11 protein-coding genes are annotated in these 15,883 nt (G+C 53.1%); all 11 read left to right on the top strand.

The genetic code is table 11. From position 1 onward, the window contains the following. Positions 1-359: 359 nt before the first annotated feature. The 11 genes from ACAM29_RS19500 (at position 360) to ACAM29_RS19450 (ending at position 15,723) form a co-directional block, all read left to right on the top strand. Positions 360-797 (top strand): hypothetical protein, encoded by a 438-nt coding sequence (locus tag ACAM29_RS19500; RefSeq protein ID WP_369625239.1) that lies wholly within the window; start codon positions 360-362, stop codon positions 795-797. 140 nt (positions 798-937) lie between these two features. After that, positions 938-5,935, top strand: coding sequence for an SNF2-related protein (locus tag ACAM29_RS19495; RefSeq protein ID WP_369625238.1), 4,998 nt, complete (start codon positions 938-940; stop codon positions 5,933-5,935). Between the two features lie 291 nt (positions 5,936-6,226). Continuing rightward, positions 6,227-6,640: a hypothetical protein gene (locus ACAM29_RS19490; RefSeq protein WP_369625237.1), complete on the top strand. Its 414-nt coding sequence runs from the start codon at positions 6,227-6,229 to the stop codon at positions 6,638-6,640. After that, on the top strand, positions 6,637-7,035 hold the full coding sequence (locus ACAM29_RS19485; protein ID WP_369625236.1) for a hypothetical protein: 399 nt from the start codon (positions 6,637-6,639) through the stop codon (positions 7,033-7,035). The genes ACAM29_RS19490 and ACAM29_RS19485 overlap by 4 nt, the downstream gene beginning before the upstream one ends. Positions 7,036-7,450: 415 nt before the next feature. Then, complete coding sequence (locus ACAM29_RS19480; RefSeq protein ID WP_369625235.1) at positions 7,451-9,208, top strand: DNA cytosine methyltransferase; 1,758 nt, start codon at positions 7,451-7,453, stop codon at positions 9,206-9,208. Positions 9,209-9,217: 9 nt separating this feature from the next. Continuing rightward, entirely contained in the window at positions 9,218-9,598 is a 381-nt protein-coding gene (locus ACAM29_RS19475) for a hypothetical protein (RefSeq protein WP_369625234.1), read from the top strand. Between the two features lie 25 nt (positions 9,599-9,623). After that, positions 9,624-10,826, top strand: coding sequence for a hypothetical protein (locus tag ACAM29_RS19470; protein ID WP_369625233.1), 1,203 nt, complete (start codon positions 9,624-9,626; stop codon positions 10,824-10,826). Positions 10,827-11,014: 188 nt separating this feature from the next. Then, entirely contained in the window at positions 11,015-11,275 is a 261-nt protein-coding gene (locus tag ACAM29_RS19465) for a hypothetical protein (RefSeq protein WP_369625232.1), read from the top strand. Positions 11,276-11,290: 15 nt separating this feature from the next. Next, the gene (locus ACAM29_RS19460) at positions 11,291-12,601 is read left to right on the top strand and encodes a hypothetical protein (RefSeq protein ID WP_369625231.1); all 1,311 of its coding nucleotides are present in this window, start codon (positions 11,291-11,293) and stop codon (positions 12,599-12,601) included. A gap of 933 nt (positions 12,602-13,534) precedes the next feature. Beyond that, entirely contained in the window at positions 13,535-14,464 is a 930-nt protein-coding gene (locus ACAM29_RS19455) for a lytic transglycosylase domain-containing protein (protein WP_369625230.1), read from the top strand. A gap of 20 nt (positions 14,465-14,484) precedes the next feature. Further along, positions 14,485-15,723 (top strand): M23 family metallopeptidase, encoded by a 1,239-nt coding sequence (locus ACAM29_RS19450; protein ID WP_369625229.1) that lies wholly within the window; start codon positions 14,485-14,487, stop codon positions 15,721-15,723. The last annotated feature ends 160 nt before the right edge of the window (positions 15,724-15,883 follow it).

The raw sequence follows: 15,883 nt of genomic DNA, 5'->3' as shown, positions 1-15,883 counted from the left end.
GTGGATCAATCTCGATAAATACGGCATTCAGTTAAAAATCGTTGAGATGGTGGGTGAGGAGGAAACCAGCCACCGGTTGATGATTGTCGGTGATGTTCACAATGCAATCTCGAAGCGTCTTGAGGCGGCGGGGTTCCGCCGATCCGATACAGGTGTCTGGCATCACGAGATGACGCGTGAGGCGCGACTGGCGATTGAAGAGGCATTCCCGCGCTTTTATCTGGATGAGCGATCCGAAAGTGAGGTGATTATTCGTGTACCGGTTTCTAAGCCGGCACCTCGCACAGAACCTTCAAACGGGCGGAGTGTCCAACATTCAGATACAGTACAACCCGATAAAATAACGCAAGGTGGCAATTATGAAATCAATGCCAACACTCAAGGTCATTCACAACCCGATGGGGCTTACGACCGAGGAGGCCATGATCTATCGCGCTCAGATGACGCTGGGACGGCGCCTGATGCGGATGTGGAAGGAACATTATCCGAGCCAGTACAGTTACCTGCTCAAGAGTCGTCAGCTTCAGCGGACACTGCAATTGCGCCAGAAGGAGCTGCACCAGCTGAAGGACAAGATCAACGAGCAGATGGTGGATCTGTACCCGGCGAAGAGTCAGGACTTCATGGATCAGTATCGGCAGGCAACCTGGGCGGACATGATCAGCGAGGAGATACTGAATCACCTGATCCAGCAGCAGGAGGATCCCTCGGACAGCTTCCCCAATCCGATGGAGATGATGCGCCAACATCTGTCAGCACTAATCGCTCAGGTAACCGAAGCGGAAGACGCGCAGTAGCAGCTAAGCGTAACCAGCGTAATTTTGATCTGAATGCCTGGGTTGCCGGCGAGGGGCGCACTGACTTCGGCGCTGCATTCAGTCCTCGTCAGCGCTTTGCAGATAATGTCGCCGCCATCAATTTGCTGCATACGCTCGAAATGACCGAGCGGGCCGCCTCGGATGAGGACAAGGCGGTACTGGCCAAGTATGTCGGGTGGGGTGGTCTGGCCGGCGCCTTCACCAAGAAGATGGATTGGGCGCAGGAGAGCGCCACCCTCGATATGATGGTTGAGAGTGGCGTGATCACCAAGGCTGAATGGGATTCTTTTGCGGCCTCCACGCTGAATGCCCATTACACGGCTCCAGAGATTGCACAGACTGTTTGGGCGGGTGTTGAACGACTAGGCTTCACAGGAGGTCGCGTACTTGAGCCGGCGGTGGGTATTGGTCACTTTATTGGCACTGTACCTGCTTCGCTTAAAGACAACACGGGTTTCACGGCACTCGATATCGATCCCGTATCGGCGCGCATAGCGCGTGCGCTTTATCCAGATGCGGATATCAAGGTTCGCCCGTTCGAGACCTTCAATATTCCGGATGGAACCTTTGATCTGGTGATTGGCAACGTCCCGTTTGGTGACTTCAAACTTCACGATCCGAAGTACAACAAGTACAACCTCTCCATCCACAACTATTTCACGCTGCGCGCGCTCGATGCGGTTCATCCGAACGGCATTTGTGCCCTCATTACCAGCGCTTACACGCTGGATGGCAAAAGCACGGCTGCTCGTAAGCACATGGCCAAACGGGGCGAGTTGCTGGGTGCTGTACGACTGCCCCAGAATGCGTTCCGCCGTATGGCGGATACCACGGTTGAAACTGATATCCTCTTCTTCCGGCGCTATACTCCAGAGGAAGAGGCCAGGGCGCGAACCGAGTTAAGTGATGGCAAGCTACCGCTCTGGGTAAGCTCACCCAAGGACACGCTGTCGAACTATTTTGAAGCCAATGTCGAGGCGGTCATTGGTGAGCTTGATTACACGAAAACGCAGTACGGCGGATATCGTGAGGTCGCCAAGCTGGCTGACATGGAAAAGTTGCTGCCACGCTTGAATGAGCGGGTCTCGGCATTGCCGATCGGTGTGTACCAGCCCTGGCAGCATGATGATCAGTCGCTGGATGAGAAGGTACGTCATGTAGAGACGGTTCCAAGTCTGGAGCTGCGCAAATACCGCCCGGGCGGCTTTGCGCTCGATGACAATCAAGTTCCGTGTATCATCGAGACGGTCGAACGTGACGAGGAATCGGGAGAATACGAAGTCACGATGGTCCCTGTTGATCTGAGTGACGCCCAGGCCGTAAAGCTGCGGTCCATGATTCTCCTGAGGGATCAGGCTTTACTTGTGCTGCAGGAACAGAGCCGCAATGAATCCGATACACAGCGATATTTGGATGCACGTGACAACCTTAATCGCCGATATGATGCGTTTATTGCCCAGCACGGGGCCCTGAACGCGCCAGGCAACCGGCGGCTTTTTTCACAAGATCCACAGTCAGGTTTGTTGCTGGCACTTGAGTATCAGGATGAGCAGACCGGTGCGTTTACAAAGGCGCGTATCTTCTCAGAACGCGTTCTAAGTCCTGTCACGCCGCCCACCTCGGCGGACAACCCGCGTGATGCCATGATGATCTCCATGTCCTATTACGGTGAGATTTCCCGGACGGTCATTATGAGGCTTCTTGATCGTGAGAATACGGATGAGCACTGGGCTGAGATTGAAGATGAGCTGCGTCAGTTCATGTTTATGGACCCAGAAACACACCGCTATTTGCCACGTGACATCTACTTGTCCGGCAATGTCCGTGAAAAGCTGGTTGCGGCAGAAACCGCTGCACAGACTGACCCACACCTGTATGCGGATAACGTAGAGGCACTGCGTGCGATTCAGCCACGAGACCTGACCCCCAGTGATATTACGGTTCAAATGGGGGCGCCGTGGATACCGGAATCAGATATCAAAGACTTCATCTATGAGATGTTGCTGTCCGATACCGGGCAATCACGTTCGGATATTGATATTCAGTATGTTCCGCTGGTGAACTCGTGGAAAATTGAGCTTGGAGCAGCAAAAAACCACCCCTCTGTCATCAATCGTGTAGAAAAGGAGCTGGGCACTAAGGACGTTCCCGCGCACAAGCTCATTGAGCAGTCGTTGATGAGCCAGGTGCCTAAAGTAATGCGCACCATTCAAGACGAAGGTGGTGAGCGTCGCGTGGTTGATAAGGATGCCACCCTGGCGGCCATGGCTAAGCAGCAGGCGATGGAGCAGCGTTTTAAGCAGTGGATATGGGAGAGCCCCGGGCGCGCGGATCGACTGCTGGCCGATTATAACCGTCGTTTCAACTGTTTCTGTGCGATGGAGCCCGATGGTAGCCATCTTACCTTTCCGGGCATGAGTCCGTTGATCGAACTCCGGCCCCACCAGAAAAACGCTGTGTGGCGTTCCTTGATTGCTGATAACACGTTATTTGCACATGAAGTTGGTACAGGTAAGACCTATAGCATGATCGCCTCCCTCATGGAGATGCGGCGCCTGGGACGCGCCAAGCGGCCCTTCATGGTGGTAAAACGTAACACGCTTGGCCAGATCGAAACGGCGGCGCGAGACCTCTACCCGGGCGCTGATGTTTTAGTGATGGATGCTAAATCCATGACGGCCAAAAACCGCCGCCAATTCCTGTCCCGCGTAGCGGCCAGTGACTTCGATATCGCGATCATGAGCTACGAGGCCTTTGCCTCCATTCCGCTGTCGCCTGATGAAGAACGACTGTTTTTGATGGATCAGCGGGATGAGCTTGAGGATGCGTTGAGCACCATGACCGACAGGTCCTTTTCCCGTAAACAAATGGAGAAGGCCAAAAAACGGCTGGATTCACGTATAGCCTCCCTGCTGGATGATACCAAAAAGGATGACGCCTTCTATTTTGATGACGTTATGCCTGATGCGCTGTGTTTTGATGAATCACATCTGCTGAAGAACCTGGATGTCAATTCTCGCTTTGATGAGTTCAATAAGCAGGGCAGCAAGCGTTCAATGGACGCGCTTTCCAAAGTGCGTTGGTTAACGCGCATTCATGGCCGTGAAATGAACATCATCAAGTCTTCAGGCACACCTATCAGCAACAGCTTTGCTGAGTCGTATACCCTGATGCGCTACATGATGAATGAGCAGATGGCCGAGTTGATGGGCACGGGCTCATCGGTACACCCTGACCGCTTTTTCTCAAACTTCATTCAGCGTTACACCACCCCTGAGATTGGTGTGGATGGCCAGTACCGAGTGCGTAACCGCTACACCATCGTCAATATTCCCGAACTGATGGGGTTGATGAACCAGTTCATGGATGTGCGATTTGCGGATGATCTGGGCATTGAGCGCCCTGACATCAAACGCACGATCGTGGTCGCCAAGCCAACCGAGGTGCAGGAAGTGTTTAAGCTCGAAATTGCCGAGCGTGCGGAAAAGATTCGTTCTGGCAGTGTGGATCGCAGTGATGACAATTTCCTGAAACTGGCATGGGACGGTCGCAAGGCTGCGCTGGATATGCGCCTATTGGACCCCGAGTTGCCGGACTTCCAGGGGACGAAGTTGAATCTGATGGTGGATGAGGTCATTGAACGCTATTGGCGAACGGAAGATTTCAAAGGTGCACAGGCTATTTTTTGCGACCAGGGCACCCCGGGCGGCTCGGGTTATAATTTGTATGACGACATTCGCCAAAAGTTGATTGCCGGAGGCTCTTTGGTCTACGGTGGCATCGCGCCTGAGCACATTGCGTATGCACATGATGCGAAGACGGATGAGCAGCGTGAGGCGCTGTTTGCGAAAGTGAACAGTGGTGAAATCCGGGTCATTATCGGTTCTAGCGAAAAAATGGGTACCGGTACCAATATGCAAGAGCGCCTGTGTGCGCTGCATCACCTGGATGCGCCGAGCAATATGAGGCCGAGTGATGTTGAGCAGCGAGAGGGTCGTATTGAACGCCAGGGCAATATCAATTCCGAGGCTGAGATTCTGACCTATACCACCGAAGACTCGTTTGACCTGTTCGTGTGGAACCTCATGAACTTTAAGCGCAAAATGGTGCGCTCCATTATGAGTAACGATCGTTCAGTGCGTGAGTACAAGGAAGATGAGGATGGTGCCAGCTATGAAGCAATTATGGCGGTGACCACTGGCAACACGATGATCAAGGAGAAGATCGAAATCGACCAGAAGGTCGATATGCTATCTGCCCAGGCGCGCGAGCATTCGGCTGTTGAATTACGAAACCGTCGTGAGATTGCCGAGTACAAAGACTCAATTCCGAAACTGGAAGCCAAGCTAGGCCAACTCAAGGGTTTGTTGGATGTCCGTGCAGAATGGCAAAGCGGCCACCAGAGTTCCATGATGACAGTCAATCCACGCACGACGTCGCATGACAAGCTGGGCAGCCCGCTGCCGATCGAAGAGACCATGCCGCTGCAAATGTCGAAGTGGACGGTGAATGGCGTACCGGTTGCCAATCGTGACGAAGCGGACATGAAGAAATATATTCGTTCGTTGGCGAATGCCGCCATGTCACGCTTTACCGCGCACTACATAGCCCCTATGGACATTCGCTATGCTGGTTTCCCGATTGAATGGGAGTTTAACCGTGATACAGCGGGTGATATTCATGAGACTGCGAAGGTGCGAGTGGAACCCAAGGGTCAGGTAGAGTACGAGGCTCGTTATCTCTATCACGCAGTAGAGTTCATTGAGGACTTGCCGGTGAATATCAACAGTCTGCAAAACCGAATTGAACGCTCCAAAGCGGCCTTGCATGAGCTGGAGACAAAGGCAAACACACCTTTTGAGCATGAGGCAGAATTGATAGAACTTAAAACACGACAGCAGTTCATGAGTGATGCGCTGGCTGAAGCGGCTGAAGCCTTCCAGCAGGAGCTCCGCAACAGCAGCGCGGTTACCAGCATAGCGCAATGGAAAGCGGTGAACATGGGCGCTGGCGGCAAATGTGAGCCGTCGTATGACGAGGAGGAGGTGGTCAGTTCGTTTGACCCGTTAGCCCCTTCGTCCACGTCCGAAATGAGTATTGCGGCTGCACGGTATTAAGAGGCATTTGGTATAGCGTAGCCCACTGGGTTGATGAATACTGTGTTACAGGTGACCGTGTTTGAAGGAATACGAGTCCGAATAGCGACGATTTTTATTAGAGCCTACTATTTATGGACGTAAATCAATTCGTGTGTGATAATTGAATCAGAGATGTATTAATGCAACAAAGTTAGCAATACCGGCGTGAAGTCTGAACCAGGAGTTAGAAACAGTGTCACTAAACCCTTAAAGGTTAAGACTTCCTCGCCGAGGATTCACAGGTGTCTAATTGAGAAGAAGGACTAAATTATGTCCAATGTAACGAAGATTTCAGTCTATGAAGACCAGATGGGTGGTCGTTGGTTGCGTGCAAGCCACGACGACATACTTCGTTATGGCTTCCAAAACAGCATCAGCAGCCCTGACACGCGCATGTCTCCGCAGTGGGTCTATCTGGATGCAACGCAGGTGATCGAATCCGAAGCGGCACATTACATCGTGCGCATGCGTGAAGTGGATCCTGACCTGAAGATTGAATTTGCACAGAACGCCTCAGGTGTGTCAACGATTCGTAACATGCCGGCGTACTGCGCCGCGATGCTGAACTTCCGCCTTGTCAAAGGCCGCGGTGTTAAGATTGATGGTAAGCTTTGGCGTGTAGATCGTGTCAGTACCGCCGGTCGTGGCAAGGTGTTTCTGAAGGCAGTCGAGGAGGCCGCATGATGAAGGTGATCCGTCCGGAGCAGGCATCGAAAGTTCTGCCGTTGTCACTGGCATTCGAAGAAGTGCTTAAGAGCGTCGTCGACGAACCTGTTGAGATTCAGCAGGCCATATACGATGCCAGTGCGTCTTTGCACGGGGAGGCCTTGTTGCAGGATCAGGTTTCAGTGCTGTCGGCGGGCGAGATGAATGCACACTTGGCCGAATTCTACGATCAGGATCCGCATTGTCGCGCTGAGCTTGAAGCGTTTGGTATCGAGCCCTCGCCACTGAAAAAGGCGATTGATGATGTCCGCGCTAGTGAGATAAGCGGAGATAAAAAGCCTCAGATATCGTCTGAAGATGCTTGGGATCAATTGGCGAACGCTGGCCGTAAACCGTCAGGGCCTTCGATGTAATACCGCAGCTTTAAGTAGAGAAAAACCCCGTGCGTGATCAGTTCACACACGGGGTTTTTCGTTTTAGGGTGTCGGGCTATATAGAACCCATAGTTTTTGTATTGGTATATACTCGAAAAGAAACATGCGCAGAGTTGCGAAGTACTGTCTTCTTGGCGCGTCTCCGAACAATAAAAAAGCTGCCGTGCGTTTCAGCCAAGAGCAGGCCTTGAAATAACAGTATGGACCTGTGATGCAGGAATCCTATCGCGGTCATGAGTTGGAGCGCTTCATGGCAGTGACGGCATCCCGCGCACTGTATGACAACTTGGCGGCAGCCTATCATCGCAAGCTGAGCTGATGGTGAGAAGGTTTACTTTTGGTCACCACCTGGTAAATTGATTTTATATCCAGTTTAACCAATACGGTGATCAATATGAGCATGCGCGGGTACTTTGTCAAGAATATCGGGAATAACCGGGGCAAGCCCCGCATCTGGATGCAGGGCAAGGAAATAGAGGTGGCAGGACTTCAAGCTGGTGACCGTTACGATGTGCGAGTCAAGGGCGGTGCGATCATCCTGGAAGCCCGACCGGACGGAACTCGCGTCGTCTCGCGCAAAAAGAAAAGGGATAAAGAACTTCCGGTCATTGATATCAACTCCAAAGAGTTACTTGCTCTTTTCGATGGAATGGCAGCGATTCGCATGGTTCAGCGAGAGGGCGAAATTTTTCTCATGCCATTGGCGACTGAGCTGAAGGTGAAAGAGCGCGAGCGTCGTTTGCAGTCGAAGTTGGCAGCTGGTGAGCCTCTTAAAATGGGCTCCATATCGCACGGTGGTGGCGTACTGTCCCATGCAGTACATGAGGGTCTTGCGAAAGCCGGGATTGCCACTGAACTGGCCTTTGCCAACGAAATCCGTGACGACCTGATCCAGCAGGCCAGCGACAAAAACCTGGCTTGGAACAAAGATACCATCCCTCTTGCAGCACCGATTCAGGAGCTTGCCTTTGACCACGCTGCAGTGGATCAATTGCCCAAAGTTGAACTACTCGAAGCGGGCCTGCCGTGTTCGGGTGCATCAGTCGCTGGTCGATCCAAGCGTGGCACGAGCCACGCTGAGGAACATCCGGAAGTGGGCCACTTGGTGGTTGCGGCACTTGTGATAATCGCTAAAGTGAACCCGGCTATTTTCTGCCTCGAAAATGTCATTCCGTACTCATCCACGGCCAGTGCATCCATTCTCCGCAATCAGTTGCGCGACTTTGGCTATAATGTGCATGAAACCCAACTGGAAGGTCGGGATTTTAATGAGCTTGAGAACCGCAAGCGTTGGTGCATGATGGCGACCAGTCGTGGTATCCATTTCGACTGGTCGATGTTGCAAAAACCCGAGAGGCGTGATGTTCGCTTGTCAGATATTCTTGACAACATCCCGCCCGATTCGCCGATGTGGTCCGAAATGAAAGGCCTGAAAGCCAAGCAAGAGCGCGATATTGCGGCGGGTAAAGGATTTAGAATGCAGGTGTACACTGATGACAGTACTTCGGTAGGTGCGATGACGAAAGGTTATGGCAAGATTCGCAGCACCGACCCCAAGAAGGCCCATCCAACAAATCCTGATCTGCTGCGACAGTTTACGCCGGCGGAAAATGCTCGTATGAAGAATATCCCGCCGGAGCTGTTTGAGGGGCTCTCCAATACAATAGCCCATGAGCTGCTGGGCCAGAGTGTGAGTCATGGTGCGTTCAGTGCAGTGGGTGCCGCGATCGGCGAATCTATCAAACAGTTTGCCGCAGAACTGAATATCGACCTCTCACAGCCGGATAACATTCACGCCCTTGCCGGCGCCATCAGTGCAGAGCTTCAGGATACGGCCGCGGAGGTGGTGGGTGAGATCCGCCGGCCGGTGCGTGGTGCAACCTATGAAGGGCCTGTAACGGTTAATGATCTGGGTATGGTGATTCAGGATATCGGGCAGGGAGTAGGCATTCTGCATGATGCCAGGGTACTATCAGGGGATAGTGAAGCCAGACTGGGTGAAACGCTGGTGGTGGCATATCCGAAAGCAGGTACGCACGTGCGCGTCGAGTTCCCTGATCGCCCCGAAGTTCAACCTGAAGTGGTAGATGATCTGCGAGATGATCCACTTGCTCAGGTTGGGTCAAACACGGCACGCCCAACATTGAGCTGAGTTGTTGCTATGGTCGAGTTTGATGAACTTTTGCTGGTCCGTGCGGATGCCCTTGAGAACATCGCGCACACATCCTTTTCGCAGGATGATCTTGAACGGGGTGATTCATTGATGGAGCAGGTCACCGCGCTTTGGGCCGAAAACGAGTCGCGTATGATGGCGGCCAAGGAAGGATTGGCTGCTGTGCCAGAGGAGTGTCAGGACAGTGGCTTGGAAAATGCCGGTCAGACTTTCAAGGATCGCGGCTGGAACAAACGGATAGCAGAGCAGAGCTTGGGCGAAATGGTGCGATTTTGCGAGTATTGGGAGCTCGCCCACGATACAGCGTTGTCCGCAGCGGACCTGCTGAGTCAGGGCAATCACTCTACACTGCCCGATATATCCATGTAGAGCGTGTATAGACAGGGAGGATACTGTGGGTATTGCATCGACACTCCAAACGGCCTTCGTGGGAAGCTTCGGCAGCCCGGCGCAGATTCATAACCTCTATGCATCGCGCTCGCCCGTAAACGGGGCTGCAGCCGATCCGCTAAAACCGCAGGAAGTGGGTGTTTTGGTGGATCGGTTACTGACCCAGGTTAACCAGCCCCATGTTGCGGCGGCAACGCTGACACAAATGATGAAGGATCTGGGGCACCGCACATCCGATACGCCGTTTAGTCTTGATAGCCTTGAAAGCCAGAATCGGTACTACCAGAGCAAAGAGTACATTTTGGCCCATGGTAGTGAGCGCAATGTGATGGATATCACGGATCAGCTCTATGCTGAGGATATAGGACGGGCCTCGGGCAGGGTATTCAAAGGCACTGATGTGCTCGCCAAGGTCGATATGGTCAATCATCTGAGCCAAAGCGATAATCTGGGCAGTACCATAGATCACGTAGTCGAGGACGTCCGAATCGCATTACGCGAAGGCCGACCTGAGGCATTATCTGCCACGGCCGCGCTGATCGCCGGAGGCCAGCTTGACGCACAGCAGGCACAGGGGTTGATTCAAGAAGCGCGTGCGCATGATCCCAGCGGGGAGTTCGATGCTGAGCTGCTGAGACAACTGCAGAATCAGGGCGTTCCTGATGGCACAAAGGGATCGCTGACGGTACTGGCCGTTACCTCTGTGATGGATACCACAAGCGAAAGCGAAATATCGAGAAGCTGGCAAACGTTAGAGTACGATGCCAGTCAAGGTCTTGCGAGAGATATTAAGCAAGGATTGTCCGATCAAGAATCCGGATTGAGCGAGGTGTATCGTGTCGCTGGTGAAATTGCACATGCTTACGAAGAGCAGGGGCGGCCTGTGCCGACGGGGCTGGCTCATGCCGTGTCGGCAGCACAATCGCAAACAGAAGGGCTTTTGGCCAGCCAGGGCATCAGCCAACCCTCAGAATTAACGGGCTTGTACGGCAAAAATAGTATGGACAGCATTTTATCCAGTGGGCACTATAACTTGGCCATGGCGGGCTCCCACGCGCCAGCAAGCGGCCGGACAATGCAGGAGATCCAGGACGCCGCATTTGCAAGGAATATGGAATGGGTGCGGCAGATGCAGGCGCAGGAGCCGCAGCAGGATGCCAATTTATCGGGGCCTCAGCCCGCCGGGCCTTCGCCAAACCGACGATAGTCGGCACGCGCCTGTTGTACCTGAAATCCCCACCAAACAGCACAACCAGACAACCCGCTAGGTGGTTGTGTTCATTGCGCCATCAACATTGTTGGCCTATGATATACTTGGTTTAACCATTTAAATATAGATGCACTATGTTCTGGACTCGACAGCGCCCAACCGTCCCAGGTTTGTATTGGATGCGGATGCGCAAGCGCACAATTAACGGCACTCCGGTACAGTCTCGTGCTGACTTCCCAACGATCGTAAAAATCGATTACCCTTCAGGTTCAGCGGGAGTCGGCAGTACAGATGAACTAATCGTATATGACAGCGGCATGTTCGGGGAGTGGGATGTGTTCCTGCCGCTGAATCGCGTGTCCAAATCGTTCGAGTGGTCCTCTGCAACGGTTGAAATGCCGATCGAACGCGCAGAGTGCAATTCATATCAGCGCGCAATTGCGTAGTACAAGGAGTACATCATGTCAGCAGTAATGCATTCATCAGATCAGAAACTCGATCAAGCCAACAAGGATCAGTTGGCTCCGGTTGGATTCTTTGATTTTTCCATGCACCACATCATGAAAAATCCACGTTGGCGTATGCATATGCGTATGATGTTGCGCCGTGAAGATCGAATGGAGGACCGTCTTGAAGATCTGACGGATGCGAAAAGCGCTATGGCGTTTCAGCGTGCGATGCTTTTGAAGTTGAGCACTGCTCACGAATGGCAGCGTTGGCAGGCTGATCAGGCGACCTTTCGTAATATGCTGACTAATGGAGCTGTTTTGAAGCTGGATGCGGAGCGTGTGGAGCGGCTCGGTGTATCTTTCTTGGAAAAACGGGCCTTTGAAGCGGTACATACCAATCGAATTCCTTCACGCGATAGCAGTGACTTCCACTCGGCTATCAATGAGTGGATATCTGACTTGTCATCTGAAGTGATGCTTTTGCTCAGTGCCGGCGATCGGCATGATCAGTGGTCTTTGGGCAGCGTTGATGACGCCCCAGACGGTATGTTTGTTGCGGGCAGTGATTATTGGCGCAATCGAGCGGCATTAGCGCTTGATACGGCCACAAATCCAGGTGTTGTGCTGCAACGATGGGTGGATGTAGAAGATTCAAATCTTCTTGGGTATACCGTAGCAATCAATTTAGCGGACATTTTCACACAATCGATTACCGTGAATGAGGTACGAAGCACTGAAGGTGGCTTCATTGCCAAGCCGGGCGCTTTTACAATTGAAGGGCTCGATGGTGTATCAATTGGCTCACGAGCGCTATTCGATATTGAGCATGGCAATGTGATTTTGCCGCGTGAATCTCCCTCTTCTTTACCTGAGCCGGTTCTGGCAGTGGTTAAAGAAATGCGCGAATGTGCCTTGCAGGGCCCAGCCCCAGAGTTACTGATAGCAGAGCAGATTGAGCATCTGTCGCAGCACGATATTTTCTGGTCGCCGGAGGATTACGGTGAGTCCAACGAAGCCATCCAAGACGAAATCTCTGATTTGAATACTGTCGCCCGATGCCTTAAACAAATGGCATTTAATAATGAGCTCTCCGACGCGGGCAAACAGGCGCTGGGGCAGGCGCTTGGGTCTGTTTATCGTGATGTGTATGTGGACCCAGGCTATGACAACGTTTCAGCAGAATGTGACCTGATAAAGCTTGGGAATTTGCTAAACGCTGCTCAGCGGTTGTTTGTTGAAGTGCAAACAAATCAGCCTTCCGCTAAAGAGGACCTGTTACGCTATATGGCAGAATCGAAACCTGAGCAAGCACAGACAATGTGAGGGGGTACGCTTGAACCTACGTGTTTTACTGGGCGCTGTCACGGTCGCAGCGTTTTCCTCAGGTGGAGTGAGTGCTTCATGTGTTGATCTCGATGTGGCTGAAACAGAGGGTTTGACGATTTCTCACGCATACGATCTGGTATCGCTGTGCTTACCCGATCCGCGTGATGCGCGATTCAAATACACATGGGTATCAAGCGACAACCTTAAGGTTGAGCTTGTGCCACATCCGGACTTTGACTACCACGACCGGTATATTCATGTTGCAGTAAAGCCTGTTTCAAGCGCTTTCCAATCATCGCGCGTTGGCCGTATTGAATTCCACGCGTTCTCGCGAGGCGGGATCGGAAAGGGCGAGCTGAATCACTACTCGATAGATGTCCGCTTTCCGCCGGAGTCAACTTCACCGGTTACTAAGGAGTCTCTTGCTTTAGAGAGCTCTGCAGCTTCAGGTGCCTGTATGGCGCCGGCTGACTTCCGTGTGTCGGCAGAACCGCCTCGTTCATCGGAAACCAAGAGCCTAATCCATCCTGGACTTATGCCTGAGCTGCCAGCGCTCTGGGAGCCACCGGTCTCAAACACCCGCGTAAGACTCGGAAGTACGACAGCTCCCGCGCTTTGGGCGCCACAGGATGAGGCGGAGTCAACGCCTTCTGATCGGGTTGAGACACATCCGCGGGCATTATGGTCACCCGATAGAGAGCTCGGCCAATCACAGACCCTCTGGTCACCCGCAGTCGCATCGCGCGCACAGATGATCACAGAGCTATTCGAGGCGAGCAATGCTCACAACGCGCTTCCTGAGACAACACCGGCGCTCTGGCTACCCTAATACCACCGGGCTGATCAAGGTCGGCCCACGCACAACATCCTATCTGGTATAATCCCAAATACAGTATTCCTGTGCTGTTTGAGTAGCCAGGTAGGAGGCGTGTGCGTTTACCCATCTCGGTCCCGCTGGGGCTTGTTTTCATCGTTATGAGTGTGTCCGGTCAACCTGCTCTCGCAGAGGATGGTAACCTGCTACCACCGAAGGTGTCAGAGGGTGTGTTGGTATTGCCGGAAGCTTCGCAGCAGAGCCCATACGCTGCGGACCCTCACGCAGGGAGTAGTGGTGAAGGTGGGGGCGAATGGTTGATGACATTCGTACTGCCGGCATTGGGGGTATCTGATCTGATGCGGGAGCGTGTATTAAGCCGCTCTTCTGATGATTTAGATCAGTGTTACACCCTGGTGTATGTTCAAGCTGAACAGCCCCCCACACAGGTACCAAGCGCCAGTACTATCCACAGTAACCTCAGCGCGTCATTTGCTGATGTGGCACAAGATGAAACCTGGCTTGCCGCGTTTACAGACGCTGCATACGCTGATGAGACGCCAGATACTCTCCCTGATATCAACGGTCAGCTTGCACGGCTGATGCCAACACCAGCCGGCAAGGGGCGGCTGTATACGTCCCGTTTCAACCGTGAAATCGCCTCTGCCTCGCGCACGTTTGGAATTGACTCTGCCCTCATCAGGGCGATTATCCATCAAGAGTCGAATTTTGACCCGAAGGCACGTTCGCATAAAAACGCAGGCGGTCTCATGCAATTAATGCCGGCCACCGCCAGGGACCTGGGTGTACGAAATCGGTTTGATCCGGCTCAGAACATAGCAGGTGGCACAAAATACATTCGTCAGATGCTGGTTCGATACAATGGTAATCTGTCGCTCGCGTTGGCCGCCTACAACGCAGGCCCTGGGAATGTTGATCGGTACAATGGCATTCCTCCCTTCAAGGAAACACAGAAATATGTCCGCCGTGTACAGTCGTTGTATCAGCAGTATGTGGCGGCGGATCGGAGGGTAGCGGCACGATGAAAGCGCCTAAGCATGGTTCCATGCGTTTAAAAGATAAGGTGATTGTAGGCACCTTGTTTGCCACTTCGTTGCTGGTCGGTACCGCGCTGGTGTACAGCCTTAAAGGCGATGATCCATCGTCACTTAGCGAACGTTCCGATTTACCGCCTGTGAGCCTGCAGGAATGGGTAGCGGACGCTGTGGTTGAACCAGCACTGCTCAACGCCTGGGAGCAGGAATTCAGGCGTGGCATTGTGCAGCCCGAAGATTCAACCCAGTGGCTTGCGGCTTGCGTGAACCCGGCTCCACCACCATCCCATGAAATGCATGCCAAGGTCTGGCTAGAACAGCTTTCCGATAGCATTCACACGCAGGAATACTACGTGCCGGGTGATGATGAAAGTGATGATCGTGAGTCTGAGCTTGATCAGCAGCACCGGTTACAGTTTTCTGATGTGCTTCCAGTTCTGCGGGGATCCCTATCTGTAGCCCCGCACTGGCCCCCTATTGCCGGGGATCATTTTGTGATTCGCACGCTGGGTGAGGATGACCGGGTTACGGCGGATACTATCGCTTCAATATCGTGGCAACGTAATGATGAGCAATTGGTGAATGTAGTGCGGATGCCTGACATTCAAGGGGGCTTTTCGCTTTACCAAGAAGATGGAACCCCCTGGCGTCAGGACCTGTTTACTGACCATCCTCTGAAACAGGCCTTTCCGGTGTCCTCAGGGTTTAGCATGGCGCGCAAGCATCCGGTGACAGGACGTGTGCGGCCGCACATGGGTGTTGATTTCATGACGCCGGTTGGGACGCCCGTGGTCGCTCAGGCCAATGGCCGGATCGCGCATGCAGGCCGCACGCGTGGCAATGGTTACTACCTGGTCGTCGAATACCCTGGTGGCATCGAAGCCACGTATCTGCACCTGAAGCGTTTTGCATCGCGTATTGAAACCGGTGCCGCGGTTGCGAAAGGGCAGGTGATTGCACAGACGGGCAATACAGGATTGTCATCAGGGCCGCATCTGCACTATGAGCTCAAAGTGGGTGGAACCAAGGTTGATCCATTGAGCGCGGTGCTGCCTGTTGATTATGCGCTTGCCCCAGTGCTGGAAGGTGAGTTCGAGAATTATCTGGCCGTGCTTCGCCGCGAAGCCCCGGGCAATTCGAATCACTCGACAACGCCAGAGTTGATGGCCGGTCACATGCTCGCGGCAGCTATGGTTTCATCGGCGTTAGCTGATGATGGCTCTGAAGAGAGTGTTGCGGGCTTGCCGTGAAAATGATCCCGGAGGCGGTCATGTAGCCGGTGAAGGCGACTATCAGGGCATTCTGCTCGCCGGGCGAGGACATTGTTTAGCCAGTCGGGTTCAACATCCAGTACGTCTGCTGCTTCTTGGATGCTGGTTCTTTGAGTATGGATCATCAAGTTGATCTGAT

The organism is Marinobacterium sp. BA1 (assembly GCF_041155135.1).
Taxonomy (GTDB): domain Bacteria; phylum Pseudomonadota; class Gammaproteobacteria; order Pseudomonadales; family Balneatricaceae; genus Marinobacterium; species Marinobacterium iners.
This window is presented reverse-complemented; position numbering and strand designations above follow the sequence as displayed.

Excerpts from the sequence above, each read along its gene's own strand:
- ACAM29_RS19500 (WP_369625239.1), top strand. The coding sequence starts at position 360 with ATGAAATCAATGCCAACACTCAAGGTCATTCACAACCCGATGGGGCTT.
- ACAM29_RS19480 (WP_369625235.1), top strand. The coding sequence starts at position 7,451 with ATGAGCATGCGCGGGTACTTTGTCAAGAATATCGGGAATAACCGGGGC.
- ACAM29_RS19475 (WP_369625234.1), top strand. The coding sequence starts at position 9,218 with ATGGTCGAGTTTGATGAACTTTTGCTGGTCCGTGCGGATGCCCTTGAG.
- ACAM29_RS19450 (WP_369625229.1), top strand. The coding sequence starts at position 14,485 with ATGCGTTTAAAAGATAAGGTGATTGTAGGCACCTTGTTTGCCACTTCG.
- ACAM29_RS19460 (WP_369625231.1), top strand. The coding sequence starts at position 11,291 with ATGTCAGCAGTAATGCATTCATCAGATCAGAAACTCGATCAAGCCAAC.
- ACAM29_RS19490 (WP_369625237.1), top strand. The coding sequence starts at position 6,227 with ATGTCCAATGTAACGAAGATTTCAGTCTATGAAGACCAGATGGGTGGT.
- ACAM29_RS19495 (WP_369625238.1), top strand. The coding sequence starts at position 938 with ATGACCGAGCGGGCCGCCTCGGATGAGGACAAGGCGGTACTGGCCAAG.
- ACAM29_RS19485 (WP_369625236.1), top strand. The coding sequence starts at position 6,637 with ATGATGAAGGTGATCCGTCCGGAGCAGGCATCGAAAGTTCTGCCGTTG.
- ACAM29_RS19465 (WP_369625232.1), top strand. The coding sequence starts at position 11,015 with ATGCGCAAGCGCACAATTAACGGCACTCCGGTACAGTCTCGTGCTGAC.